General features: G+C 47.0%; 7 protein-coding genes. 1 reads left to right on the top strand and 6 read right to left on the bottom strand.

The window, feature by feature from the left end; all coding sequences use genetic code 11:
- Window positions 1-14: 14 nt before the first annotated feature.
- The 4 genes from ACFQZJ_RS11445 to ACFQZJ_RS11460 all read right to left on the bottom strand — a co-directional run bounded on the left by ACFQZJ_RS11445 (window position 15) and on the right by ACFQZJ_RS11460 (window position 16806).
- On the bottom strand, window positions 15-8282 hold the full coding sequence (locus ACFQZJ_RS11445; RefSeq protein ID WP_379934649.1) for a hypothetical protein: 8268 nt from the start codon (window positions 8280-8282) through the stop codon (window positions 15-17).
- Between the two features lie 930 nt (window positions 8283-9212).
- Window positions 9213-11153, bottom strand: a complete 1941-nt coding sequence (locus ACFQZJ_RS11450; protein ID WP_379934650.1) for an OmpA family protein — start codon at window positions 11151-11153, stop codon at window positions 9213-9215.
- 13 nt (window positions 11154-11166) lie between these two features.
- Window positions 11167-12120, bottom strand: a complete 954-nt coding sequence (locus tag ACFQZJ_RS11455; protein WP_379934651.1) for a PorP/SprF family type IX secretion system membrane protein — start codon at window positions 12118-12120, stop codon at window positions 11167-11169.
- A gap of 12 nt (window positions 12121-12132) precedes the next feature.
- Window positions 12133-16806, bottom strand: a complete 4674-nt coding sequence (locus tag ACFQZJ_RS11460) for an Ig-like domain-containing protein (RefSeq protein WP_379934652.1) — start codon at window positions 16804-16806, stop codon at window positions 12133-12135.
- A 311-nt stretch (window positions 16807-17117) separates the two neighbouring features.
- On the opposite strand from ACFQZJ_RS11460, the gene ACFQZJ_RS11465 reads away from it, so the two are divergent.
- Entirely contained in the window at window positions 17118-18707 is a 1590-nt protein-coding gene (locus ACFQZJ_RS11465; RefSeq protein ID WP_379934654.1) for a peptide chain release factor 3, read from the top strand.
- 32 nt (window positions 18708-18739) lie between these two features.
- Here the strand turns inward: ACFQZJ_RS11465 and ACFQZJ_RS11470 are convergent, their stop codons facing one another.
- Window positions 18740-19054 (bottom strand): DUF3467 domain-containing protein, encoded by a 315-nt coding sequence (locus ACFQZJ_RS11470; RefSeq protein ID WP_379934655.1) that lies wholly within the window; start codon window positions 19052-19054, stop codon window positions 18740-18742.
- Between the two features lie 54 nt (window positions 19055-19108).
- On the bottom strand, window positions 19109-23407 hold the full coding sequence (gene rpoC / locus ACFQZJ_RS11475) for a DNA-directed RNA polymerase subunit beta' (protein ID WP_379934657.1): 4299 nt from the start codon (window positions 23405-23407) through the stop codon (window positions 19109-19111).
- Between the last annotated feature and the right edge of the window lie 46 nt (window positions 23408-23453).

Consider the following 23453-nt stretch of genomic DNA (forward strand, 5'->3'; position numbering starts at 1 on the left):
TGGTTAGATTTTACTTAAGGAATTAAGATTACCGTGAACATGAACTCTAAATCAATATCGTCTTTCTGCGTACCGCCATTATCACTGTCCCCAATATTGACCCTAAATCCTGTTGCCGTCTGGTTATAATAAGTAATCCCAGGGTCGTCATAATTTGTTGTTGTATTTCCAGGGCAGTCACCACCGCAGTCCAAGGTTGAAAGCTGAATCACGTAGTTGGAATTAGCCAAAGCGGTATCAAAAGTTACTTGATAATCACCTTCATTTATTCTTGTTACCGTAGCTTGGTACAAACTGCTATTGGCGGCGTCCACACCAGGGGTACCCACATATTCAATGGCTACTTTTCCTGTGGCATAAATAGATGGCATCGCGAGTAGAAAGGCGCCCCCATCTGACCCAACCGAAATCTGGTTATTGGCTTGAGCACTAACGACATTGGCCGTTTGGGCAGGTCCGCCATCTTCGTCCAGATAAGTTATCACACCCGTGCCGTTATCCTGGGACAAACTTGTCACCGTTTCATTGATATCCACCGCAGTAATTCCAGGTTCTGAAATTGTTGCAATTCTGTTACCCGCGACCGTATTTGTAACAGCTACATCATCATCAGAAAGTGTATTGAGGTTAACGGTGTTTCCTCCTGTAATGCCTAATGTAGTTCCGGAAAGTGTCAACGTTTGGTTATCTGTATTAACACTTGATAAGGTCACGGTCTCATTTGGTGCACCATCTTGGGTTAAGGTCAGTGTTGTTCCGTCGAAAGTAAGGCCCGTTACGGATTCATTTCCTATGACAGCATCCGCATCATCTACATTATCAATATTATCACCAAACCCTGCCGGGATATTGGTAATGTTTGTCCAATCTGGGTTCAATTCAGAATCGTTAACACTAAACTCAGTGCCGGTCAAATCCAGACCAGTGCCCGCAGTATACTGTGTGTCGGTATCAATTTCCGCTGCAATATCCGCAAGAGCAAGGGTCACCGTGTTGCCATCGCTGTCCGTGATGATAAGGTTGGTGCCATCCTCCGTTAAACTGGTGTTCGTGGTGTTGGTATCGACTCCACTGGTAATGTCCGCCAAGGCGACCGTTACCGTACCGCCGTCCGTGTCCGTAATCACAAGGTCCGTGCCTACGACCGCAAAAGTCGCGTTCGTTGTATTCGTATCGGTTTCCGCTGCGATGTCGGCCAAGGCCAAGGTCACCGTATTGCCATCACTGTCCGTGAGGATAAGGTCGGTGCCGTCCTCCGTCAGGCTTGTATTCGTGGTATTGGTGTCGACTCCGCTGGTAATGTCCGCCAAGGCGACCGTTACCGTTCCGCCGTCCGTGTCCGTAATCACTAGGTCCGTGCCTACGACCGCAAAGGTGGCGTTGGTGATGTTCGTGTCCGTATCAATCTCGGCGGCCAAATCAGCCAAGGCCAAGGTCACCGTATTGCCATCACTGTCCGTGATGATAAGGTCGGTGCCGTCCTCCGTTAAGCTGGTGTTCGTAGTGTTGGTGTCGACTCCGCTGGTAATGTCCGCCAGAGCGACCGTTACCGTTCCGCCGTCCGTATCCGTGATGACGAGGTCCGTGCCGACTACCGCGAAAGTCGCGTTCGTTGTATTCGTGTCGGTTTCCGCTGCGATGTCGGCCAAGGCCAAGGTCACCGTATTGCCATCACTGTCCGTGATGATAAGGTTCGTGCCGTCCTCGGTCAAGCTGGTGTTCGTGGTGTTGGTGTCGACTCCACTGGTGATGTCCGCCAAGGCCACAGTTACCGTTCCGCCGTCCGTGTCCGTAATCACAAGGTCCGTGCCGACAACTGCAAAGGTGGCATTCGTTGTATTCGTATCGGTTTCCGCTGCGATGTCGGCCAAGGCCAAGGTCACCGTATTGCCATCACTGTCCGTGATGATAAGATTGGTGCCGTCCTCGGTCAAGCTGGTGTTCGTGGTATTGGTGTCGACTCCGCTAGTGATGTCCGCCAAAGCGACCGTTACCGTACCGCCGTCCGTGTCCGTGATGACGAGGTCAGTGCCGACAACTGCAAAGGTGGCATTCGTTGTATTCGTATCGGTTTCCGCTGCGATGTCGGCCAAGGCCAAGGTCACCGTATTGCCATCACTGTCCGTGATGATAAGATTGGTGCCGTCCTCCGTCAAGCTGGTGTTCGTGGTATTGGTGTCGACTCCGCTAGTGATGTCCGCCAAAGCGACCGTTACCGTACCGCCGTCCGTGTCCGTGATGACGAGGTCAGTGCCGACAACTGCAAAGGTGGCGTTCGTTGTATTCGTATCGGTTTCCGCTGCGATGTCGGCCAAGGCCAAGGTCACCGTATTGCCATCACTGTCAGTGATGATAAGGTCGGTGCCGTCCTCCGTTAAGCTGGTGTTCGTAGTGTTGGTGTCGACTCCACTGGTGATGTCCGCCAAGGCCACAGTTACCGTTCCGCCGTCCGTGTCCGTGATGACCAGGTCGGTGCCCACAACTGCAAAGGTCGCATTGGTGATGTTCGTGTCCGTGTCAATTTCGGCGGCCAAATCAGCCAAGGCCAAGGTCACCGTATTGCCATCACTGTCCGTGAGGATAAGGTCGGTGCCGTCCTCCGTTAAACTGGTGTTCGTGGTGTTGGTATCGACTCCGCTGGTAATGTCCGCCAAGGCGACCGTTACCGTACCGCCGTCCGTGTCCGTGATGACGAGGTCAGTGCCGACAACTGCAAAGGTGGCATTCGTTGTATTCGTATCGGTTTCCGCTGCGATGTCGGCCAAGGCCAAGGTCACCGTATTGCCATCACTGTCCGTGATGATAAGATTGGTGCCGTCCTCCGTCAAGCTGGTGTTCGTGGTATTGGTGTCGACTCCGCTAGTGATGTCCGCCAAGGCGACCGTTACCGTACCGCCGTCCGTGTCCGTGATGACGAGGTCAGTGCCGACAACTGCAAAGGTGGCGTTGGTGATGTTCGTGTCCGTATCAATCTCGGCGGCCAAATCAGCCAAGGCCAAGGTCACCGTATTGCCATCACTGTCCGTGATGATAAGGTCGGTGCCGTCCTCCGTCAGGCTTGTGTTCGTGGTATTGGTGTCGACTCCGCTGGTAATGTCGGCCAAAGCGACCGTTACCGTTCCGCCGTCCGTGTCCGTAATCACAAGGTCCGTGCCTACGACCGCAAAAGTCGCGTTCGTTGTATTCGTATCGGTTTCCGCTGCGATGTCGGCCAAGGCAAGGGTCACCGTATTGCCATCACTGTCCGTGATGATAAGGTCGGTGCCGTCCTCCGTTAAGCTGGTGTTCGTGGTGTTGGTGTCGACTCCACTGGTGATGTCCGCCAAGGCCACAGTTACCGTTCCGCCGTCCGTGTCCGTAATCACAAGGTCCGTGCCTACGACCGCAAAAGTCGCGTTCGTTGTATTCGTATCGGTTTCCGCTGCGATGTCGGCCAAGGCCAAGGTCACCGTGTTGCCGTCACTGTCCGTGATGATAAGGTTAGTGCCGTCCTCCGTTAAGCTGGTGTTCGTGGTGTTGGTATCGACTCCGCTGGTAATGTCCGCCAAGGCCACAGTTACCGTTCCGCCGTCCGTGTCCGTAATCACTAGGTCCGTGCCTACGACCGCAAAGGTGGCGTTGGTGATGTTCGTGTCCGTATCAATCTCGGCGGCCAAATCAGCAAGGGCCAAGGTCACCGTATTGCCATCACTGTCCGTGATGATAAGGTCGGTGCCGTCCTCCGTTAAGCTGGTGTTCGTAGTGTTGGTGTCGACTCCACTGGTGATGTCCGCCAAGGCCACAGTTACCGTTCCGCCGTCCGTGTCCGTAATCACAAGGTCCGTGCCTACGACCGCGAAGGTCGCGTTGGTGATGTTCGTGTCCGTATCAATCTCGGCGGCCAAATCAGCCAAGGCCAAGGTCACCGTATTGCCGTCACTGTCCGTGATGATAAGGTCGGTGCCGTCCTCCGTCAGGCTTGTATTCGTGGTATTGGTGTCGACTCCGCTGGTAATGTCGGCCAAAGCGACCGTTACCGTTCCGCCGTCCGTGTCCGTGATGACCAGGTCGGTGCCAACGACCGCGAAAGTCGCGTTCGTTGTATTCGTGTCTGTTTCCGCTGCGATGTCGGCCAAGGCCAAGGTCACCGTGTTGCCGTCACTGTCCGTGATGATAAGGTCGGTGCCGTCCTCGGTCAGGCTGGTGTTCGTGGTGTTGGTGTCAACTCCACTAGTGATGTCCGCCAAAGCGACCGTTACCGTACCACCATCAGTGTCCGTGATGACCAGGTCGGTCCCTACGACTGCGAAGGTGGCGTTGGTTGTATTCGTATCGGTTTCCGCAGCGATGTCGGCCAAGGCCAAGGTCACCGTGTTGCCGTCACTGTCCGTGATGATAAGGTCGGTGCCGTCCTCGGTCAGGCTGGTGTTCGTGGTGTTGGTGTCGACTCCACTAGTGATGTCCGCCAAAGCGACCGTTACCGTTCCGCCGTCCGTGTCCGTGATGACCAGGTCGGTCCCTACGACTGCGAAGGTGGCGTTGGTTGTATTCGTATCGGTTTCCGCAGCGATGTCGGCCAAGGCCAAGGTCACCGTGTTGCCGTCACTGTCCGTGATGATAAGGTCGGTGCCGTCCTCGGTCAAGCTGGTGTTCGTGGTGTTGGTGTCGACTCCACTAGTGATGTCTGCCAAAGCGACCGTTACCGTTCCGCCGTCCGTGTCCGTGATGACCAGGTCGGTGCCAACGACCGCGAAGGTGGCGTTGGTGATGTTCGTGTCCGTATCAATCTCGGCGGCCAAATCAGCCAAGGCCAAGGTCACCGTATTGCCGTCACTGTCCGTGATGATAAGATTGGTGCCGTCCTCGGTCAAGCTGGTGTTCGTGGTGTTGGTATCGACTCCACTGGTAATGTCCGCCAAGGCGACCGTTACCGTACCGCCGTCCGTGTCCGTAATCACAAGGTCCGTGCCGACTACCGCGAAAGTCGCGTTCGTGGTATTTGTGTCGGTTTCCGCTGCGATGTCGGCCAAGGCCAAGGTCACCGTGTTGCCATCGCTGTCCGTGAGGATAAGGTCGGTGCCGTCCTCCGTTAAACTGGTGTTCGTGGTGTTGGTATCGACTCCGCTGGTAATGTCCGCCAAAGCGACCGTTACCGTTCCGCCGTCCGTGTCCGTGATGACAAGGTCGGTGCCCACGACCGCAAAGGTGGCGTTGGTGATGTTCGTATCCGTATCAATCTCAGCGGCTAAATCCGCAAGGGCCAAGGTCACCGTGTTGCCATCGCTGTCCGTGATGATAAGGTTGGTGCCGTCCTCCGTTAAACTGGTGTTCGTGGTGTTGGTATCGACTCCACTGGTAATGTCCGCCAAGGCGACCGTTACCGTACCGCCGTCCGTGTCCGTGATGACGAGGTCAGTGCCAACAACTGCAAAGGTGGCATTCGTTGTATTCGTATCGGTTTCCGCTGCGATGTCGGCCAAGGCCAAGGTCACCGTATTGCCATCACTGTCCGTGATGATAAGATTGGTGCCGTCCTCGGTCAAGCTGGTGTTCGTGGTGTTGGTGTCGACTCCGCTGGTAATGTCCGCCAAAGCGACCGTTACCGTTCCGCCGTCCGTGTCCGTGATGACAAGGTCGGTGCCCACGACCGCAAAGGTGGCGTTGGTGATGTTCGTATCCGTATCAATCTCAGCGGCCAAATCAGCCAAGGCCAAGGTCACCGTGTTGCCATCGCTGTCCGTGATGATAAGGTTGGTGCCGTCCTCCGTTAAACTGGTGTTCGTGGTGTTGGTATCGACTCCACTGGTAATGTCCGCCAAGGCGACCGTTACCGTACCGCCGTCCGTGTCCGTGATGACGAGGTCAGTGCCAACAACTGCAAAGGTGGCATTCGTTGTATTCGTATCGGTTTCCGCTGCGATGTCGGCCAAGGCAAGGGTCACCGTATTGCCATCACTGTCCGTGATGATAAGATTGGTGCCGTCCTCGGTCAAGCTGGTGTTCGTGGTGTTGGTGTCGACTCCACTGGTGATGTCCGCCAAGGCCACAGTTACCGTACCGCCGTCCGTGTCCGTAATCACAAGGTCCGTGCCTACGACCGCAAAAGTCGCGTTCGTTGTATTCGTATCGGTTTCCGCTGCGATCTCCGTCAAGGCTATCGTAACCGTGTTGCTGTCACTATCCGTCAAAATAAGGTTCGTACCATCTTCCGTCAAGCTAGCGTTCGTTGTGTTCGTGTCCGTCAAAGCCGCGATGTCCGCCACAGGGACGCTTACCGTGCCGCCGTCGCTGTCCGTGATGACAAGGTCCGTGCCGCTAACCGCAAAGGTGGCGTTCGTCGTGTTCGTGTCAGTGGCCGCTGCTAAAGCTGCAAGAGAAACGGATAATATAGTGCCGTCGGAATCTTCAAGTTCCAAATTGGAACCATTGATTTCCAACCTATCATTTGTAGTATTTGTATCAATATCAGCTAATGGAATGGTCACCGTATTGCCATCACTGTCCGTGAGGATAAGGTTTGTGCCGTCCTCCGTTAAGCTGGTGTTCGTGGTGTTGGTATCCACTCCGCTGGTAATATCCGCCAAGGCCACAGTTACCGTACCGCCGTCCGTGTCCGTTATCACAAGGTCCGTGCCTACGACCGCAAAGGTGGCGTTGGTGATGTTCGTGTCCGTATCAATCTCGGCGGCCAAATCAGCCAAGGCCAAGGTCACCGTATTGCCGTCACTGTCCGTGATGATAAGGTCGGTGCCGTCCTCCGTCAGGCTTGTATTCGTGGTATTGGTGTCGACTCCGCTGGTAATGTCGGCCAAAGCGACCGTTACCGTTCCGCCGTCCGTGTCCGTGATGACAAGGTCCGTGCCTACGACCGCAAAGGTGGCGTTGGTGATGTTCGTGTCCGTATCAATCTCGGCGGCCAAATCAGCCAAGGCCAAGGTCACCGTATTGCCATCACTGTCCGTGATGATAAGATTGGTGCCGTCCTCCGTTAAGCTGGTGTTCGTGGTGTTGGTATCCACTCCGCTGGTAATGTCGGCCAAAGCGACCGTTACCGTTCCGCCGTCCGTGTCCGTGATGACCAAGTCGCTGCCCACGACCGCAAAGGTGGCGTTGGTGATGTTCGTATCCGTGTCAATTTCGGCGGCCAAATCGGCAAGGGCGAGGGTCACCGTGTTGCCATCGCTGTCCGTGAGGATAAGGTCGGTGCCATCCTCCGTCAGGCTTGTGTTCGTGGTGTTGGTGTCGACTCCGCTGGTAATGTCCGCCAGAGCGACCGTTACCGTACCACCGTCCGTGTCCGTGATTACCAAGTCGGTGCCAACGACCGCAAAGGTGGCATTGGTGATGTTTGTATCCGTATCAATCTCGGCGGCCAAATCGGCAAGGGCGAGGGTCACCGTGTTGCCGTCACTGTCCGTGATGATAAGGTTGGTGCCGTCCTCCGTCAGGCCGGTGTTCGTGGTGTTGTCGTTATCGTCTCCGTCAGCTATATCTGCAGGGATGCTCGTAATGTTCGTCCAGTCCGGGTTCAGTTCTGAATCGTTGACCGTAAACACGGTTCCCGTCAGGTCGAGCCCCGTTCCCGCGGTATACTCCGTGTTCGTGTCCACTTGGGCAGCAATATCGGCTAGATTAACCCTAACCTCGTCTCCATCACTATCTACAATTACTAATTCATTTGCACCAGCATCAACTTCAAAAGTTGCGTTCGTTGTGTTCGTGTCCGTCGCTGCTGCTATACCAGATAGAGAAACCCGAAATTCCCCACCTAAATTATTCAAAATAACAAGTTCTCCTACTCCTGGATCTATAAAAAAATCGGTAACCACAGTATTGGTATCTATTATAGCAGCCAAACTTGCTAAAGAAATTGAGAAGGAGTTTAGGTCACTATCCGTTAAAACCAGGCTATTCGTACCTGAATCTATATCAAAATTTGTGATTGTGGTATTAGCATCTGAAAAGGTGTCTTCCAAACTACTTAAGTCAACGGTAACAGATCCTCCGTTTTCCAAATCCAATGTTAACTCATTGGTGCTATCATTAAATATAAAACCCGTAAGTTGCTGATCGTCGGTAGATGTTAATTCCCACGAATCCCCGTCCCAGAAAAAGATAGTTCCAGTCGTGGTATTTACATATAAATCTCCTAAATCGGCACCGATAGGGCTGGACACGCCAGCGATGGAGACATCAGTTCCCTGGAGTACCTCACAGTTGCATTGGTCCTCCAACGTAACCGTTGTCTGTGCAAACGTGAAACTGGACACTAAAAATAGCACCCACAAAATTCTTTTGTCCATAACAGCCTGTTTACTTGAAATATAGTTTTGTAACATCTTTTTATTCCCTAGTTCCAAATTCAAAATTTACCCAGTTACGCTAACTAGAAACAGCTCTGAAATTCAGTGAAATTCTTTTACGTAACCCTAATAGCCTACAAAATTAACGTTAAGGCTTCCTTAGAGAAATAAATGTTGTGTAACGATGAAATAGTATTGTATAGCTATTAATTTTTGAGGTTACCGATTCATCTTAAAATAAAAAAAAGAAGTTTATTTCATCGATAAGGTCAATAAATACAATATTTGAGGAATGTGCCAAAAAGTTTTACGGAGAAGAATTTCTCCATCTTTAACAATGGTGAAAAATATCTTTTTTTCAAAAACCTAAGGTAATCCAATGGAAAAATTAGTATCCCAATTCGATTATAAAATGCAGGTTAGATCGTAGTTTATAATTTCATTGATACCAAATAGATTTCTATACTTATAGCTATGGAAGTCATGACTAAAATAACAGAATATGAATACGTTCTAACGAGTCATTTCACACACAAAACACTAATCTCTGCAATCTTCGTAGTCAACAGGATTAAAAAGTCTACATAAACAGTCTAACGGGAAGTATAGCGCAGCCTTATTCAAGAAAACAGAACTTGACCAACCTTTAAAATTGAGGTAATAAATCAAATAATTTTTACTATTAGAACGAGCCTTACACTATTGAACCGAACTCGCCCAATCTAGACGATAGCTAGGGATTAATTCATCGAAACAAAATCGAAATCAGTCTATTCTTTAAGTTCCTAATCCCCGATTTTTTTGTGCTTAAGACCTGCCAAAAATAATTTTACCAATTATCTTCAACCAGTAAATTCATCCACCACTAAAAAATATGAGAATTAACAATCATTTATAGCGTCGTTCGATGAAAACCTAATTTATTGATCTCTAGTCCATAATTATGAACTCGGAACGTCTATTTAAATCGTGTTGCTGAGATGAACACTTCATACCGTCATAACAATCATTTATCAGCTTGGTTTCCCCGAAACCTTCACTTGCTAATCTGTCCGCTGAAATTCCTTTAGAGATCATATAATTAATCGTAGACTCCGCTCTTTTTTTAGAAAGCCATAAATTATACTCAGCAGGACCTCTGCTATCCGTATGGGAATTTACTTGAATTTTTAAACTTGGATATTTTTCCATAGCCGCAATGACTTTCTCTACCTCTATCTCAGAATCTTGACGAATGTTATACTTATTAAAATCAAAATAAATAGTACTTAACTGTAATAGCTTAGCCAAATCATCTCCAAACCCACCAGTTACAATATCTCTTTCCAAATAGAAATCTATTATTTTTGGTTTGCCGTCCGAGACACCTATATATTCTTCAGAAGGAACGTACCCTTCCATTAAAGCTCTCACAAAATTTCCCTTATTGCAATCCAACACCAGACTATAATTACCATCGGAGTTGGTAATATCCGATAATATCTCTTCATTATTCTCATTTATTATCTTTACCGTGGCACCTACCAAAACACTATTCGAAATTTTATCCCTAATGGTTCCCGTTATTTTTTGAGTACACTCAAATACCAAAGGTTCCTTTTCCAGAAACTTATATATATCGTCATCGCCTAAACCACCTTCTCTATTAGAAGCCATGTAACCTTCTTTGGTAAGTTCATTAAAAATAAAGGTGAAATCGTCCTTTTTGCTATTTATAGGTTCGCCTACATTAAGGATTTTACCAGTGAAATCCTTTCGCTTTATTCTTGTTGCAAATACATCCAATCCTCCCAAACCTGGATGACCGTCCGACGAAAAGTATAATATTTCATTTTGTGTAACAAAAGGAAACGTCTCTCTTGCTTCCGTATTTATATTTGCACCAAGATTTTCTGGTGTACCGAACGTACCGTCATCGTTAATGTTTACCATAAAGATATCGGACAATCCATAAGTTCCTGGCATATCCGAGGCAAAATAGAGTGTTTTCTCATCTGGACTTAAAGCCGGGTTGGCCACAGAGTATTCATCGTTATTAAAAGGAAGCTCCTCTATTTCCGCCCATACCCCATCAATCTGTTTGGCCCTAAATATTTTAAGCCTGATAATTCCTTTTTTATCTTTGACGGATTTTCCTTCAACAACGTTATTTCTCGTAAAGTATAATGTTTTTCCATCTTTAGTAACAACAGAGGCAGATTCATGCAATCTTGTATTTACATCATCACCGAATTTGGTTACCATATCCATGGAAACACTGTCGGAATTTACTTTATATAAATCCAAAAAATCCTTAGCATTCCAAGTATGTCTGTACCTAGCAAAATTACCCGTATCCCTATCCGATGAAAAAATTAGACCATCCTTATAATAAGCAGGTGCAAACTCGGAGTAAACAGAATTATATTCGAAGGGGGATAATTCATATCGACCTGAATTTGCTGCAATTTCAGCTAAATAGTCCCTTTCTTCTACAAATGCACTAGCTCTAGCATCACTAGTGGTCATTGCCGTAAACTTGGACATAACTTGATTAGAACCCTCATAATCGCCCAATGACTTCAAGGTTTGGGCATATTTGAAATAATCTTCCGGAGCTACATTATCAGGAAACTCCATAACCAATTTTTTAAATGTTTCCGCTGCCTCGCTGTAGTTTGAATTATAGTAGTACGAATTACCTAATTTTTTTAGTAAATCTGCCGATACAAACCCCTTCTCAAGAACCTTTTCGTAAATATCGATTGCTGGTCTAAACGAATACTCTTCGTACTTTTCATTTCCCTTGGTCACCAATCTTTCCTGTCCCCATGTTACGCCAAAGGCAGAAATTAAAAAGAAAATAACCAGTATTTGATTTTTTTTTGTCATGATTCTTTCCGTATTAGAAGAAACGAGGTGATACCAATCGTTGAAAGGACTTAACTAATTCATACCTTAAAAATACTTCGAAGGAGCCATCATTAAAACGGGTACCTCCCAATTCCGTAGTTTCTTTATCATAGGCCAATCCAAGCATTAACTGATCAGAGAGCTGAAAACCTGCCATTGCGCTCACTGCGGCATCCAATCTATAGGCTGCTCCAAACGTAAATTTATCTGCAAACATAAAATTTGCGGAAAGATCTACTTGTAACGGTGCCCCACCAACCATTTTCGTCAACAACGCAGGTTTGAACTTCAAATTTCCATTTAGGTCAAAGACATAACCCGTAATCAAATAGAAGTTGATTCTTTCCTTTGATAAAAACTGTACTGCATTGGCATCGGTAGCAGAATTATCAAAATGTTCGGTTTGAAGCAGATTAGGAGCTGATAGCCCGGCATAAAACTTATTGGTGTGATAATAAAATCCTAAGCCAACATTTGGAGAAATCCTATTCTCTATGTTATCCACATTAACCGGTTCCGCATCAAAATTTCGTAATCTATTGAAATCTAGATTTAAAACATTTAAGCCAGCTTTCACCCCGAACGATAGTTTAGCGTCCCTGGCAACCTCAATGGTATAGGATAGAACACCATCAAAATAAGTTTCCTGAACAGTGCCATCACCAATCTCGTCGTTTACCACAGATAATCCATAACCTAGTTTACTGTTTCTAATAGGTGAGTGAATATTTAAGGTCTGTGAAGTGGGCGCGCCCTCCAATCCTACCCATTGAGCCCTGTACAAAGCGGCTACACTTAATTGCCCTCGTGATCCTGCATAGGCGGGATTAACACTTATGGTATTAAACATATACTGGGTATATTGGGCGTCTTGTTGCCCGTTTGCCTCAGTTACAAAAACTAATGCCAAAAAAAGTAACCCTAAGAAATAATTCCTGATTTTCATTTGGTTATGCTATTATCTGCTTATGTAAATATACTCACTATCGACAACACTTTCACCTGTTAGGGTCGTATAGTCGAAGATGTAATAGTAGACCCCGGAAGGAAGGTAATCTTCCACACTTAATGTAGACCTACCCCTAGACCGACCATCGAAAACATTATTCTGATTGTTATAATTTTCCCCTTCATATACTGCTACACCCCATCTATTGAAAATTTTCAAAGTACTACTACGTATATTTTCAACTCCACGAATAAACAAAAAGTCGTTTTTACCATCGGCATTAGGAGATACAATCTGATTGACTTCAATAGCTATAATCTGTGGTTCATTGACCACTATGGTAACAAGAGCGGTATCACAGTTGCCTAAAATATCACAGACCGTATATTCAAAGGAATCGGTTCCGCTAAAACCGGCATTTGGCGTATACGTGACAAAATCATCCAAGAGGTCATCCGGTGTTCCAGCATCATTTTGAACAACTACACCATTGGAAGCTCCGGTAAAAGTTACACTTCCGTCATTCGGAAGATTAATATCATTTAAAAATATATCAATATCCACCCCAGTTTCCGGGTCAGTAATAGAAGAATCATCTACCACATCCAATAGAGGGAGGGTTCCAACCGTAATTATTACGGTTGCCGTGTCGCAATTTCCATTGACATCGCAAATCGTATATTCAAAACCATCCGTTCCATTAAAATCCGAGTTTGGTGTATAGGTTACAAAATCATCCCTTAAATCGTCTGGAGTTCCACCGTCATTTATCGCTACAGTTCCATCCAAAGGTTCTGTAAACGTAATGGTCCCATCTCTAGGTATACCAAAATCATTTGCCAAAATATCAATATCTACGGGGCTATTGGAAGGAGTAGTGGCAAAATCATCTACTGCATCCAATATTGGGCTATCGGGGTCCAGATAATCCGGGGTGCCGTCGTTGTCCCCGTCGTCGTCAGTGGGGTCCCCGTTGCCGTTAGGGTCCTCCTCCTCCGTGGGCGTTCCGTCGCCGTCGTCGTCAAGGTCCCGGTAGTTCACGTCCTCCGTCCCGTCCGTGTCGGGAAGGTCGTTCGCAGGGTCGTCGATCTCGTCGTTCACGTCGAACCCGTCGTTTACGTCACCCCCCTCGTAGCCGTCGTCCAGTCCGTCGCCGTCCGTATCCGTGCCCGTGAAGGCCTGGTCCGGAACTCCGTCGAAGTTGAAGTCGTTGCCCTCGTTGTTGTCGCGTACCGTATCGTTGTCGCTGTCGCCGTCAAGGTAATCGTCCGTCTCGTCACCGTCCGTATCAACCGGCGTAATGCCGTCATTGTCCGTTCCTTCGTAAGCGTCGTCAAGACCGTCGTTGCCCGAGTCGTTCCCGCTGGGGGCGATGTAACCGTCAGTGGTCTGGCCCTCCACATTGTCCGGGATGCCGTCGTTATCGGAGTCGATGTCCAAATGATCGGGGATGCCGTCGCCGTCGCTGTCCAATGGGTCGGTCAGGGGATCGTTGTCACCGTCTAAATTGGGGTCCTCGGTAGTGTCCAAAAGTCCGTCGTCGTCGTCGTCAAGGTCCGTAATATCGGGTACGCCGTCCCCGTCCGTGTCCTTGCCCCCGCTATCGGGGTCCAAATAATCCGGGGTGCCGTCGTTGTCGCCGTCGTCGTCAGTGGGGTCCCCGTTGCCGTTAGGGTCCTCCTCCTCCGTGGGCGTTCCGTCGCCGTCGTCGTCAAGGTCCCGGTAGTTCACGTCCTCCGTCCCGTCCGTGTCGGGAAGGTCGTTCGCAGGGTCGTCGATCTCGTCGTTCACGTCGAACCCGTCGTTTACGTCACCCCCCTCGTAGCCGTCGTCCAGTCCGTCGCCGTCCGTATCCGTGCCCGTGAAGGCCTGGTCCGGAACTCCGTCGAAGTTGAAGTCGTTGCCCTCGTTGTTGTCGCGTACCGTATCGTTGTCGCTGTCCGGGTCCAAATAATCCGGGGTGTCACCACCGTCAGTGTTCACCGGTACGATGCCGTCATTGTCCGTTCCTTCGTAAGCGTCGTCAAGACCGTCGTTGTCCGAGTCGTTCCCGCTGGGGGCGATGTAACCGTCAGTGGTCTGGCCCTCCACATTGTCCGGGATGCCGTCGTTATCGGAGTCGATGTCCAAATGATCGGGGATGCCGTCGCCGTCGCTGTCCAATGGGTCGGTCAGGGGATCGTTGTCACCGTCTAAATTGGGGTCCTCGGTAGTGTCCAAAAGTCCGTCGTCGTCGTCGTCAAGGTCCGTAATATCGGGTACGCCGTCCCCGTCCGTGTCCTTGCCCCCGCTATCGGGGTCCAGATAATCCGGGGTGCCGTCGTTGTCCCCGTCGTCGTCAGTGGGGTCCCCGTTGCCGTTAGGGTCCTCCTCCTCAGTGGGCGTTCCGTCGCCGTCGTCGTCAAGGTCCCGGTAGTTCACGTCCTCCGTCCCGTCCGTGTCGGGAAGGTCGTTCGCAGGGTCGTCGATCTCGTCGTTCACGTCGAAACCGTCGTTTACGTCACCGCCCTCGTAGCCGTCGTCCAGTCCGTCGCCGTCCGTATCGGTGCCCGTGAAGGCCTGGTCCGGAACACCGTCGAAGTTGAAGTCGTTGCCCTCGTTGTTGTCAGGTACCGTATCGTTGTCGCTGTCAGGGTCTATATAATCCGGGGTGTCCTCACCGTCCGTGTTCTCCGGTACGATGCCGTCGTTGTCAGTGCCCTCGTAAGCGTCGTCCAGTCCGTCGTCGTCCGTATCGTTCCCGCTGGGGGCGATGTAACCGTCCGTGGTCTGGCCCTCCACATTGTCCGGGATGCCGTCGTTATCGGAGTCGATGTCCAAATGATCGGGGATGCCGTCGCCGTCGCTGTCCAATGGGTCGGTCAGGGGATTGCCGTCCCCATCAAGGTCAGGGTCCTCCGTAGTGTCCAATAGTCCGTCGTTGTCGTCGTCTAGATCCGTAATATCGGGTACGCCGTCGCCGTCCGTGTCCTTGCCCCCGCTATCGGGGTCCAGATAATCCGGGGTGCCGTCGTTGTCGCCGTCGTCGTCCGTGGGGTCCCCGTTACCGTTAGGGTCCTCCTCCTCCGTGGGCGTTCCGTCGCCGTCGTCGTCAAGGTCCCTGTAGTTCACGTCCTCCGTCCCGTCCGTGTCGGGAAGGTCGTTCGCAGGGTCGTCGATCTCGTCGTTCACGTCGAAACCGTCGTTTACGTCACCGCCCTCGTAGCCGTCGTCCAGTCCGTCGCCGTCCGTATCCGTGCCCGTGAAGGCCTGGTCCGGAACTCCGTCGAAGTTGAAGTCGTTGCCCTCGTTGTTGTCGGGTACCGTATCGTTGTCGCTGTCCGGGTCCAAATAATCCGGGGTGTCCCCACCGTCCGTGTTCACCGGTACGATGCCGTCGTTGCCAGTGCCCTCGTAAGCGTCGTCAAGACCGTCGTTGTCACCGTCGTTGCCGCTTGGAGGTACATAACCTTCGGTCGTCTGGCCCTCCACATTGTCCGGGATGCCGTCGTTATCGGAGTCGATGTCCAAATGATCGGGGATGCCGTCGCCGTCGCTGTCCAATGGGTCGGTCAGGGGATCGTTGTCACCGTCTAAATTGGGGTCCTCGGTAGTGTCCAAAAGTCCGTCGTTGTCGTCGTCAAGGTCCGTAATATCGGGTACGCCGTCCCCGTCCGTGTCCTTGCCCCCGCTATCGGGGTCCAAATAATCCGGGGTGCGGTCATTGTCGCTGTCGTCGTCCGTGGGGTCCCCGTTACCGTTAGGGTCCTCCTCCTCCGTGGGCGTTCCGTCGCCGTCGTCGTCAAGGTCCCGGTAGTTCACGTCCTCCGTCCCGTCCGTGTCGGGAAGGTCGTTCGCAGGGTCGTCGATCTCGTCGTTCACGTCGAACCCGTCGTTTACGTCACCGCCCTCGTAGCCGTCGTCCAGTCCGTCGCCGTCCGTATCCGTGCCCGTGAAGGCCTGGTCCGGAACTCCGTCGAAGTTGAAGTCGTTGCCCTCGTTGTTGTCGGGTACAAGATCATCATCACTGTCGTAATCTAAAAAATCAGGCTTGTTAGGTCGCGGGGTACCATCAGTATTCACTGGTGTTAATCCACCAATATAAGCGCTGTTTATCCCATTGTTAGAAGCATAAGTTGCTTCATCGTCATCATTTGGAGCAATATAACCAGAGGTAGTCTGCGCTTCCACGTTATCCGGGATACCATCATTATCCGCATCTATATCCAAGTGGTTCGGATATATATCAGAATCTCTAGAAAACGGTACTATACCTTGTCCAGCGCCAGGATAACTTTCATAAGCGTCGTCCAGACCATTACCGTCACTATCAATTCCCGAAATAGGTTTATACAAATGAAAATTCGGCGCCTCCAAATTGTCCAGTATGCCGTCATTATCTGAATCGATATCCAAATAATCGGGCACTCCGTCACCATCCGTATCGGTAGGGTTGGTCTCCGGATTATTATCATTGTCCAGATTAGCGTCTTCCGTTACATCTGTAAGACCATCGCCATCGTCGTCTATATCGATATGATCGTACACTCCATCTCCATCAGTATCTATTGTACTAAAGTTTCCGGGTAGCTCCGCCCCATAAACAAAAGGATTATTGCAAAGTACAAACAGAAAAATAATTGAAGCCACATATACACCATGGGAAATCCATGGTTTGTCAATTGAAAACATATTTTTTCTCATAACGACAGTTTAATTTAAACGTATCACCATGACATGTAGGATTTTATTTCGGTAGGACGTGGGACCCCTATTTTGAAATTAAATGCAAGATACTCGTAATATTACTAGCTTCTTAGTTTCTAGGATAACTTGTTAATAAATCTACACGAAACACGTATCACAAAGCCAGTTTATATTAATTGATTATAAATATAGGAAACAAAATTATCATTTTGGTCACAATAAATCGAAGGGATAATAACATAGCTTGACACTAAAAATCAAGGAAAAAACCACGAAATTCATGTATTTTTGACCTCAAATTACTATAAATGAGTTTTAAGGAGGAAATTGAAAGAAGACGAACTTTTGGAATCATATCCCACCCAGATGCCGGTAAAACTACCTTAACCGAAAAACTTCTGCTTTTTGGGGGAGCAATCCAAGAAGCGGGTGCTGTGAAGAACAATAAGATCAAGAAAACAGCTACCAGTGATTTTATGGAAATTGAACGTCAAAGAGGGATATCCGTTGCAACTTCTGTTTTGGCTTTTATTTATAAGGATAAAAAAATAAACATACTGGATACGCCTGGTCACAAGGATTTTGCCGAAGACACCTTTAGAACCTTAACCGCAGTCGATAGTGTTATCGTAGTAATCGATGTTGCCAAGGGCGTTGAGGAACAAACTATAAAACTTGTGGAAGTATGCCGAATGCGGAACATCCCTATGCTGGTTTTTATCAACAAACTGGACAGGGAAGGACAAGACGCTTTTGACCTTCTAGATGAACTAGAGCAAAAACTTGGGCTTTCGGTTACCCCGTTAAGTTTTCCGATAGGAATGGGTTACGACTTTAAAGGAATTTACAATATCCACGAAAAAAATATTAATCTTTTTAGCGGCGACAACAAGAAAAACATAGAAGAAACGATAGCTTTCGACGATTTGGAAAGTCCTGAACTTGAACAGATTATAGGTAGCACCGCAGCAAAGGAGCTACGGGAGAATTTAGATTTGGTTTGGGGCGTTTATCCAGCATTTGACAAGCAACTGTATCTGAGTGGTGAGCAACAACCAGTGTTCTTTGGTTCCGCACTAAATAACTTTGGTGTACGGGAACTATTGGATTGTTTCATAGAAATTGCACCTCCGCCGAAACCCAAAATGGCCGAAGAACGCTTAGTCCAACCAAATGAAAAAGAGCTTACGGGTTTTGTCTTTAAGATTCATGCCAATATGGACCCCAAGCATCGTGACAGATTAGCCTTTATAAAGATTGTATCCGGAACTTTTGAACGTAACAAACCTTATTTACATGTAAGACAGAACAAAAAACTAAAATTCTCCAGTCCCAACGCTTTCTTTGCAGAGAAGAAAGAGATCGTGGATATATCTTATCCAGGAGACATCGTTGGATTGCATGATACGGGAAACTTTAAAATAGGCGACACCCTTACCGAAGGAGAATCCTTGCATTATAAAGGCATACCAAGTTTCTCTCCGGAGCATTTTAGGTATATTAACAATGCAGATCCAATGAAATCCAAACAGTTATACAAAGGAATCGATCAACTGATGGACGAGGGAGTTGCACAACTGTTTACGCTAGAACTTAACGGACGTAAAGTAATAGGCACCGTAGGAGCGCTACAATTTGAAGTTATACAGTACCGTTTAGAGCATGAATACGGTGCTAAATGCAGCTATGAAAACTTTCCAGTTTTCAAAGCTTGCTGGGTAGGTAAGGAAAACAGAAAGAGTGATGAATTTAAAGACTTTATTAGAGTTAAACAGAAGTTTTTGGCAAAGGACAAAAGGGGACAATTGGTATTTCTAGCAGATTCCCAATTTTCGCTACAAATGACACAGGCAAAATACCCCTTGGTAAAATTACACTTTGTGTCGGAGTTTGAATAAAAAAAGCCCAGCTACGGATAGCTGGGCTTTTTTTATGCCTCACCGATTGGGCCAAAATTAATAGGTACAGGTGTTTGTTCATAATCCTTTATAGCACCATGCGCCTTCTCGAAACGCTGCACGTTATCGTTTAAAGCTTTAAGAAACTTCTTGGCATGCTGCGGCGTAAGCACTATTCTACTTTTTACCTTAGCTTTTGGCGCTCCGGGCATCATACTAATGAAATCGACGACAAACTCGGATACCGAGTGGTTGATAATCGCTAAATTTGAATACACACCTTCAGCCATCTTTTCATCAAGCTCTATATTTATTTGCTTTTGATTTGATTTTTTTTGGTCGCTCATACTAAATACTATTACATAAAAAAGCCCTCAATTAAAAACTGAGGGCTTTCAAATTTAAAATCTCAAGGCTTCTTTTCTTGCCATTATTTCATCATATTCCTCTTTAGAACCTACGATTATACTCTCATAGTCCCTCATTCCAGTACCCGCCGGAATTCTATGTCCTACAATCACATTTTCTTTAAGTCCTTCCAAAGTATCTATTTTACCACTCACTGCTGCCTCGTTCAACACCTTTGTTGTTTCTTGGAACGAAGCGGCCGATATAAACGATTTAGTTTGAAGCGATGCCCTTGTAATACCCTGTAGTATTGGAGTAGCAGTTGCCGCAACGGCATCTCTAGCCTCTACTAAGGCTTTATCGTTTCGCTTTAACAATGAATTCTCGTCTCTAAGTTCACGCGGAGTAACAATCTGACCAGGCTTTAGATTTTCTGACTCACCGGCTTCCATAACCACTTTTTTCCCAAAAATCTCATCGTTTTCACTGATAAAGTCGTCTTTATGTATTAATTGGTTCTCCAAGAAAATGGTATCTCCCGGATCTACAATTCTAACTTTACGCATCATTTGCCTAACAACAACCTCAAAATGTTTATCGTTAATTTTTACACCTTGCAACCTATATACTTCCTGAACTTCGTTCACCAAGTATTGTTGTACCGCTGATGGGCCTTTAATTTTTAATATATCCTCTGGTGTAATAGAACCATCTGACAATGGCATACCTGCACGCACATAATCATTTTCTTGCACAAGAATCTGATTTGAAAGCTTTACAAGGTACTTTTTCACCTCGCCCAACTTGGATTCGATAATGATTTCTCTATTACCTCTTTTAATTTTACCAAAAGAAACAACACCGTCAATCTCAGAAACTACTGCTGGATTAGAAGGGTTACGTGCTTCAAATAATTCGGTAACCCTTGGAAGACCTCCCGTAATATCACCCGCTTTTGCCGATTTACGTGGAATCTTGACCAAAATCTTACCCTCCTTTATCTTATCACCATCATCTACCATGATGTGTGAACCAACTGGTAAGTTATAAGACCGCAAGGTTTCTCCTTTTCCGTCCTGAATAAGTAAGGTTGGAATCAACTTCTTGTTCCTTGATTCCGAAATTACTTTTTCTTGGAAACCGGTTTGCTCATCAATCTCTACTTGGTAGGTTACACCTTGATCTATATTCTCGTAGGCAATTTTACCGGGAAATTCCGATACTATTACTCCATTATACGGATCCCATGAACAAATAACGTCTCCTTTAGCAACCTTAGCTCCGTTTTCTATAAACAGATGTGAACCGTAAGGAATATTATTGGTACTCAGTACTATACCGGTTTTAGCATCTACCACCTTTATTTCCGAAGTCCTTGATATTACAATATTAGCAGGTTCCCCTTCTGAATCAACACTTGAAACAGTTCTCAAATCTTCGATTTCAGCAACACCGGAAAACTTAACTTCGAGTTTATTATCCTCTGAAATGTTACCAGCGATACCTCCTACGTGGAATGTACGAAGCGTTAACTGCGTACCCGGCTCTCCAATAGACTGTGCAGCAACTACACCAACAGCCTCTCCCCTTTGCACCATTTTGTTCGTAGAAAGATTTCTACCATAACATTTGGCGCAAATTCCTTTTTGAGCTTCACATGTGAGTGCCGAACGCACTTCAATTCTTTCGATCGGGGAGGCTTCAACTTTTTTAACATCGGACTCCATTATCTCTTGATCTGCACTTAACACCAATTCCTGTGTCAACGGATCGTAAACATCATGTAAAGAAACACGACCAAGAATGCGCTCTCCAAGCGTCTCAACGATTTCCTCGTTCTTCTTAAGCGCTTCAACTTCCACTCCCCTTAGGGTCTCACAGTCTTCGATATTGATGATAACATCTTGTGAAACATCAACCAATCTTCTTGTCAAATATCCTGCATCCGCAGTTTTAAGTGCAGTATCCGCCAAACCTTTACGTGCACCGTGGGTTGAAATAAAGTACTCTAAAATCGATAAACCTTCTTTGAAGTTAGAAAGAATAGGATTCTCTATAATTTCACCACCACCTGCAGTAGATTTTTTAGGTTTGGCCATTAATCCACGCATACCTGTCAACTGACGAATCTGCTCCTTGGAGCCCCTTGCACCAGAGTCTAGCATCATATATACAGAATTGAAACCTTGTTGATCTTCTCTAATACGCTTCATAGCCAACTCGGTTAGCATAGCGTTCGTTGAAGTCCACACGTCAATTACTTGATTGTAACGTTCATTATTGGTAATAAGACCCATGTTATAGTTGGCCATAATACCATCTACCTGCTGATTGGCATCTGTAATCATTTCAGGCTTCTCTTTAGGGATAATAATATCACCAAGACTAAAGGAAAGACCACCTTTGAAGGCAAATTCATACCCCATGGTCTTTATCTTATCCAAGAAATCTGCTGTTGTTGGTACATCGGTAACTGCCAAAATACCTCCGATAATATCTCTTAAAGACTTTTTGTTCAATACATCATTTATGTATCCTGCAGCTTCTGGAACTTCCATGTTGAACAAGACCCTGCCTACCGTTGTAGGTATAATCTGGTTGACCAACTCACCCTCTTCATTAAAATCTTTCGCTCGTACCTTTATACCTGCATTTAAGTTAACCATGCCTTCATTGAAAGCAATTTCAACTTCTTCGTAAGAGTAAAAAGTCAATCCTTCACCCTTAATTGGCACTTCAGGCGTCGATTTTCTTTCCTTGGTCATATAATATAGACCTAAAACCATATCCTGAGAAGGTACGGTAATCGGTGAACCGTTTGCAGGGTTCAAAATATTATGTGATGCCAACATTAAAAGTTGTGCCTCCAAAATGGCCTCTGGGCCCAATGGTAGGTGAACCGCCATTTGATCCCCATCAAAATCGGCATTAAACGCGGTACAGACCAAAGGATGCAGACGAATCGCTTTTCCTTCTATCAATTTTGGTTGAAAAGCTTGGATACCTAAACGGTGCAGCGTTGGCGCACGGTTTAACAGTACTGGGTGCCCTTTCAATACGTTTTCAAGGATATCCCAAACTACAGGTTCCTTTTTGTCTATTATCTTTTTAGCCGACTTAACGGTCTTCACAATGCCTCTTTCTATCAACTTACGGATAACGAACGGCTTATATAATTCTGCCGCCATGTCCTTAGGAAGTCCACATTCGAACAATTTCAATTCCGGACCTACAACGATAACAGAACGCGCGGAGTAATCCACACGTTTACCAAGTAGGTTTTGACGAAAACGCCCTTGCTTACCCTTTAATGAATCCGAAAGTGATTTTAAGGGTCTGTTAGACTCGGTTTTTACGGCCGAAGCTTTTCTTGTGTTATCGAAAAGTGAATCAACGGATTCTTGAAGCATACGCTTCTCGTTACGCAAAATAACCTCAGGGGCCTTAATCTCTACCAATCGTTTTAAACGATTGTTACGAATAATAACTCTTCTATATAAATCATTCAAATCTGAAGTAGCGAAACGACCGCCATCCAAAGGTACCAATGGTCGTAATTCTGGGGGTATTACCGGAATTACCTTCATGATCATCCATTCCGGTTCGTTTTCCCTATTTTCTTGAGATTCTCTTAAAGCTTCTACGACTTGGAGCCTTTTTAAGGCCTCTGTTTTTCTTTGTTTTGAAGTTTCTGTATTCGCCTTATGTCTTAAGCTGAAAGACAACTCTTTCAAATCGATTCTTCCCAATAGATCAATCAAACATTCGGCTCCCATTTTAGCAATAAACTTATTAGGGTCGGAATCTTCTAAATATTGGTTCTCTTGCGGGATAGATTCCATTATGTTTAGGTACTCCTCCTCGGTCAAGAAATCCATTTTATTAATTTCTTCACCCTCAGGACCTTTAGCTATTCCGGGCTGAATTACCACATATCTCTCATAGTAAATAATCATATCCAATTTCTTGGAAGGCAATCCAAGAAGATATCCTATTTTATTGGGAAGCGAGCGGAAATACCAAATATGCGCCACAGGAACGACTAAATTAATGTGTCCTACCCTATCTCTACGTACTTTCTTTTCCGTAACCTCTACACCGCAACGATCGCAAACAATACCACGGTAACGAATACGCTTATACTTTCCACAAGCACATTCGTAGTCTTTTACAGGACCGAAAATACGTTCACAAAAAAGACCGTCTCGCTCTGGTTTGTGGGTTCTATAGTTTATGGTTTCAGGCTTTAAAACTTCTCCTCTAGACTCTGCCAAAATTGCTTCGGGAGAAGCTAATCCTATGGAAATTTTATTAAACCTTTTTATTGGGTTATTATCTTTTATTCTAGCCATAATAGCGTGCTGATAATGATTTTAAATGTGTTTTTAAATAGTCTCC

Source organism: Maribacter chungangensis, from assembly GCF_042676845.1.
GTDB lineage: Bacteria > Bacteroidota > Bacteroidia > Flavobacteriales > Flavobacteriaceae > Maribacter > Maribacter chungangensis.

Coding starts and splice junctions, on each gene's coding strand:
- ACFQZJ_RS11465 (WP_379934654.1), top strand. CDS start 17,118: ATGAGTTTTAAGGAGGAAATTGAAAGAAGACGAACTTTTGGAATCATA.
- ACFQZJ_RS11450 (WP_379934650.1), bottom strand. CDS start 11,153: ATGACAAAAAAAAATCAAATACTGGTTATTTTCTTTTTAATTTCTGCC.
- ACFQZJ_RS11460 (WP_379934652.1), bottom strand. CDS start 16,806: ATGAGAAAAAATATGTTTTCAATTGACAAACCATGGATTTCCCATGGT.
- ACFQZJ_RS11455 (WP_379934651.1), bottom strand. CDS start 12,120: ATGAAAATCAGGAATTATTTCTTAGGGTTACTTTTTTTGGCATTAGTT.
- ACFQZJ_RS11445 (WP_379934649.1), bottom strand. CDS start 8,282: ATGGACAAAAGAATTTTGTGGGTGCTATTTTTAGTGTCCAGTTTCACG.
- ACFQZJ_RS11470 (WP_379934655.1), bottom strand. CDS start 19,054: ATGAGCGACCAAAAAAAATCAAATCAAAAGCAAATAAATATAGAGCTT.
- rpoC (WP_379934657.1), bottom strand. CDS start 23,407: ATGGCTAGAATAAAAGATAATAACCCAATAAAAAGGTTTAATAAAATT.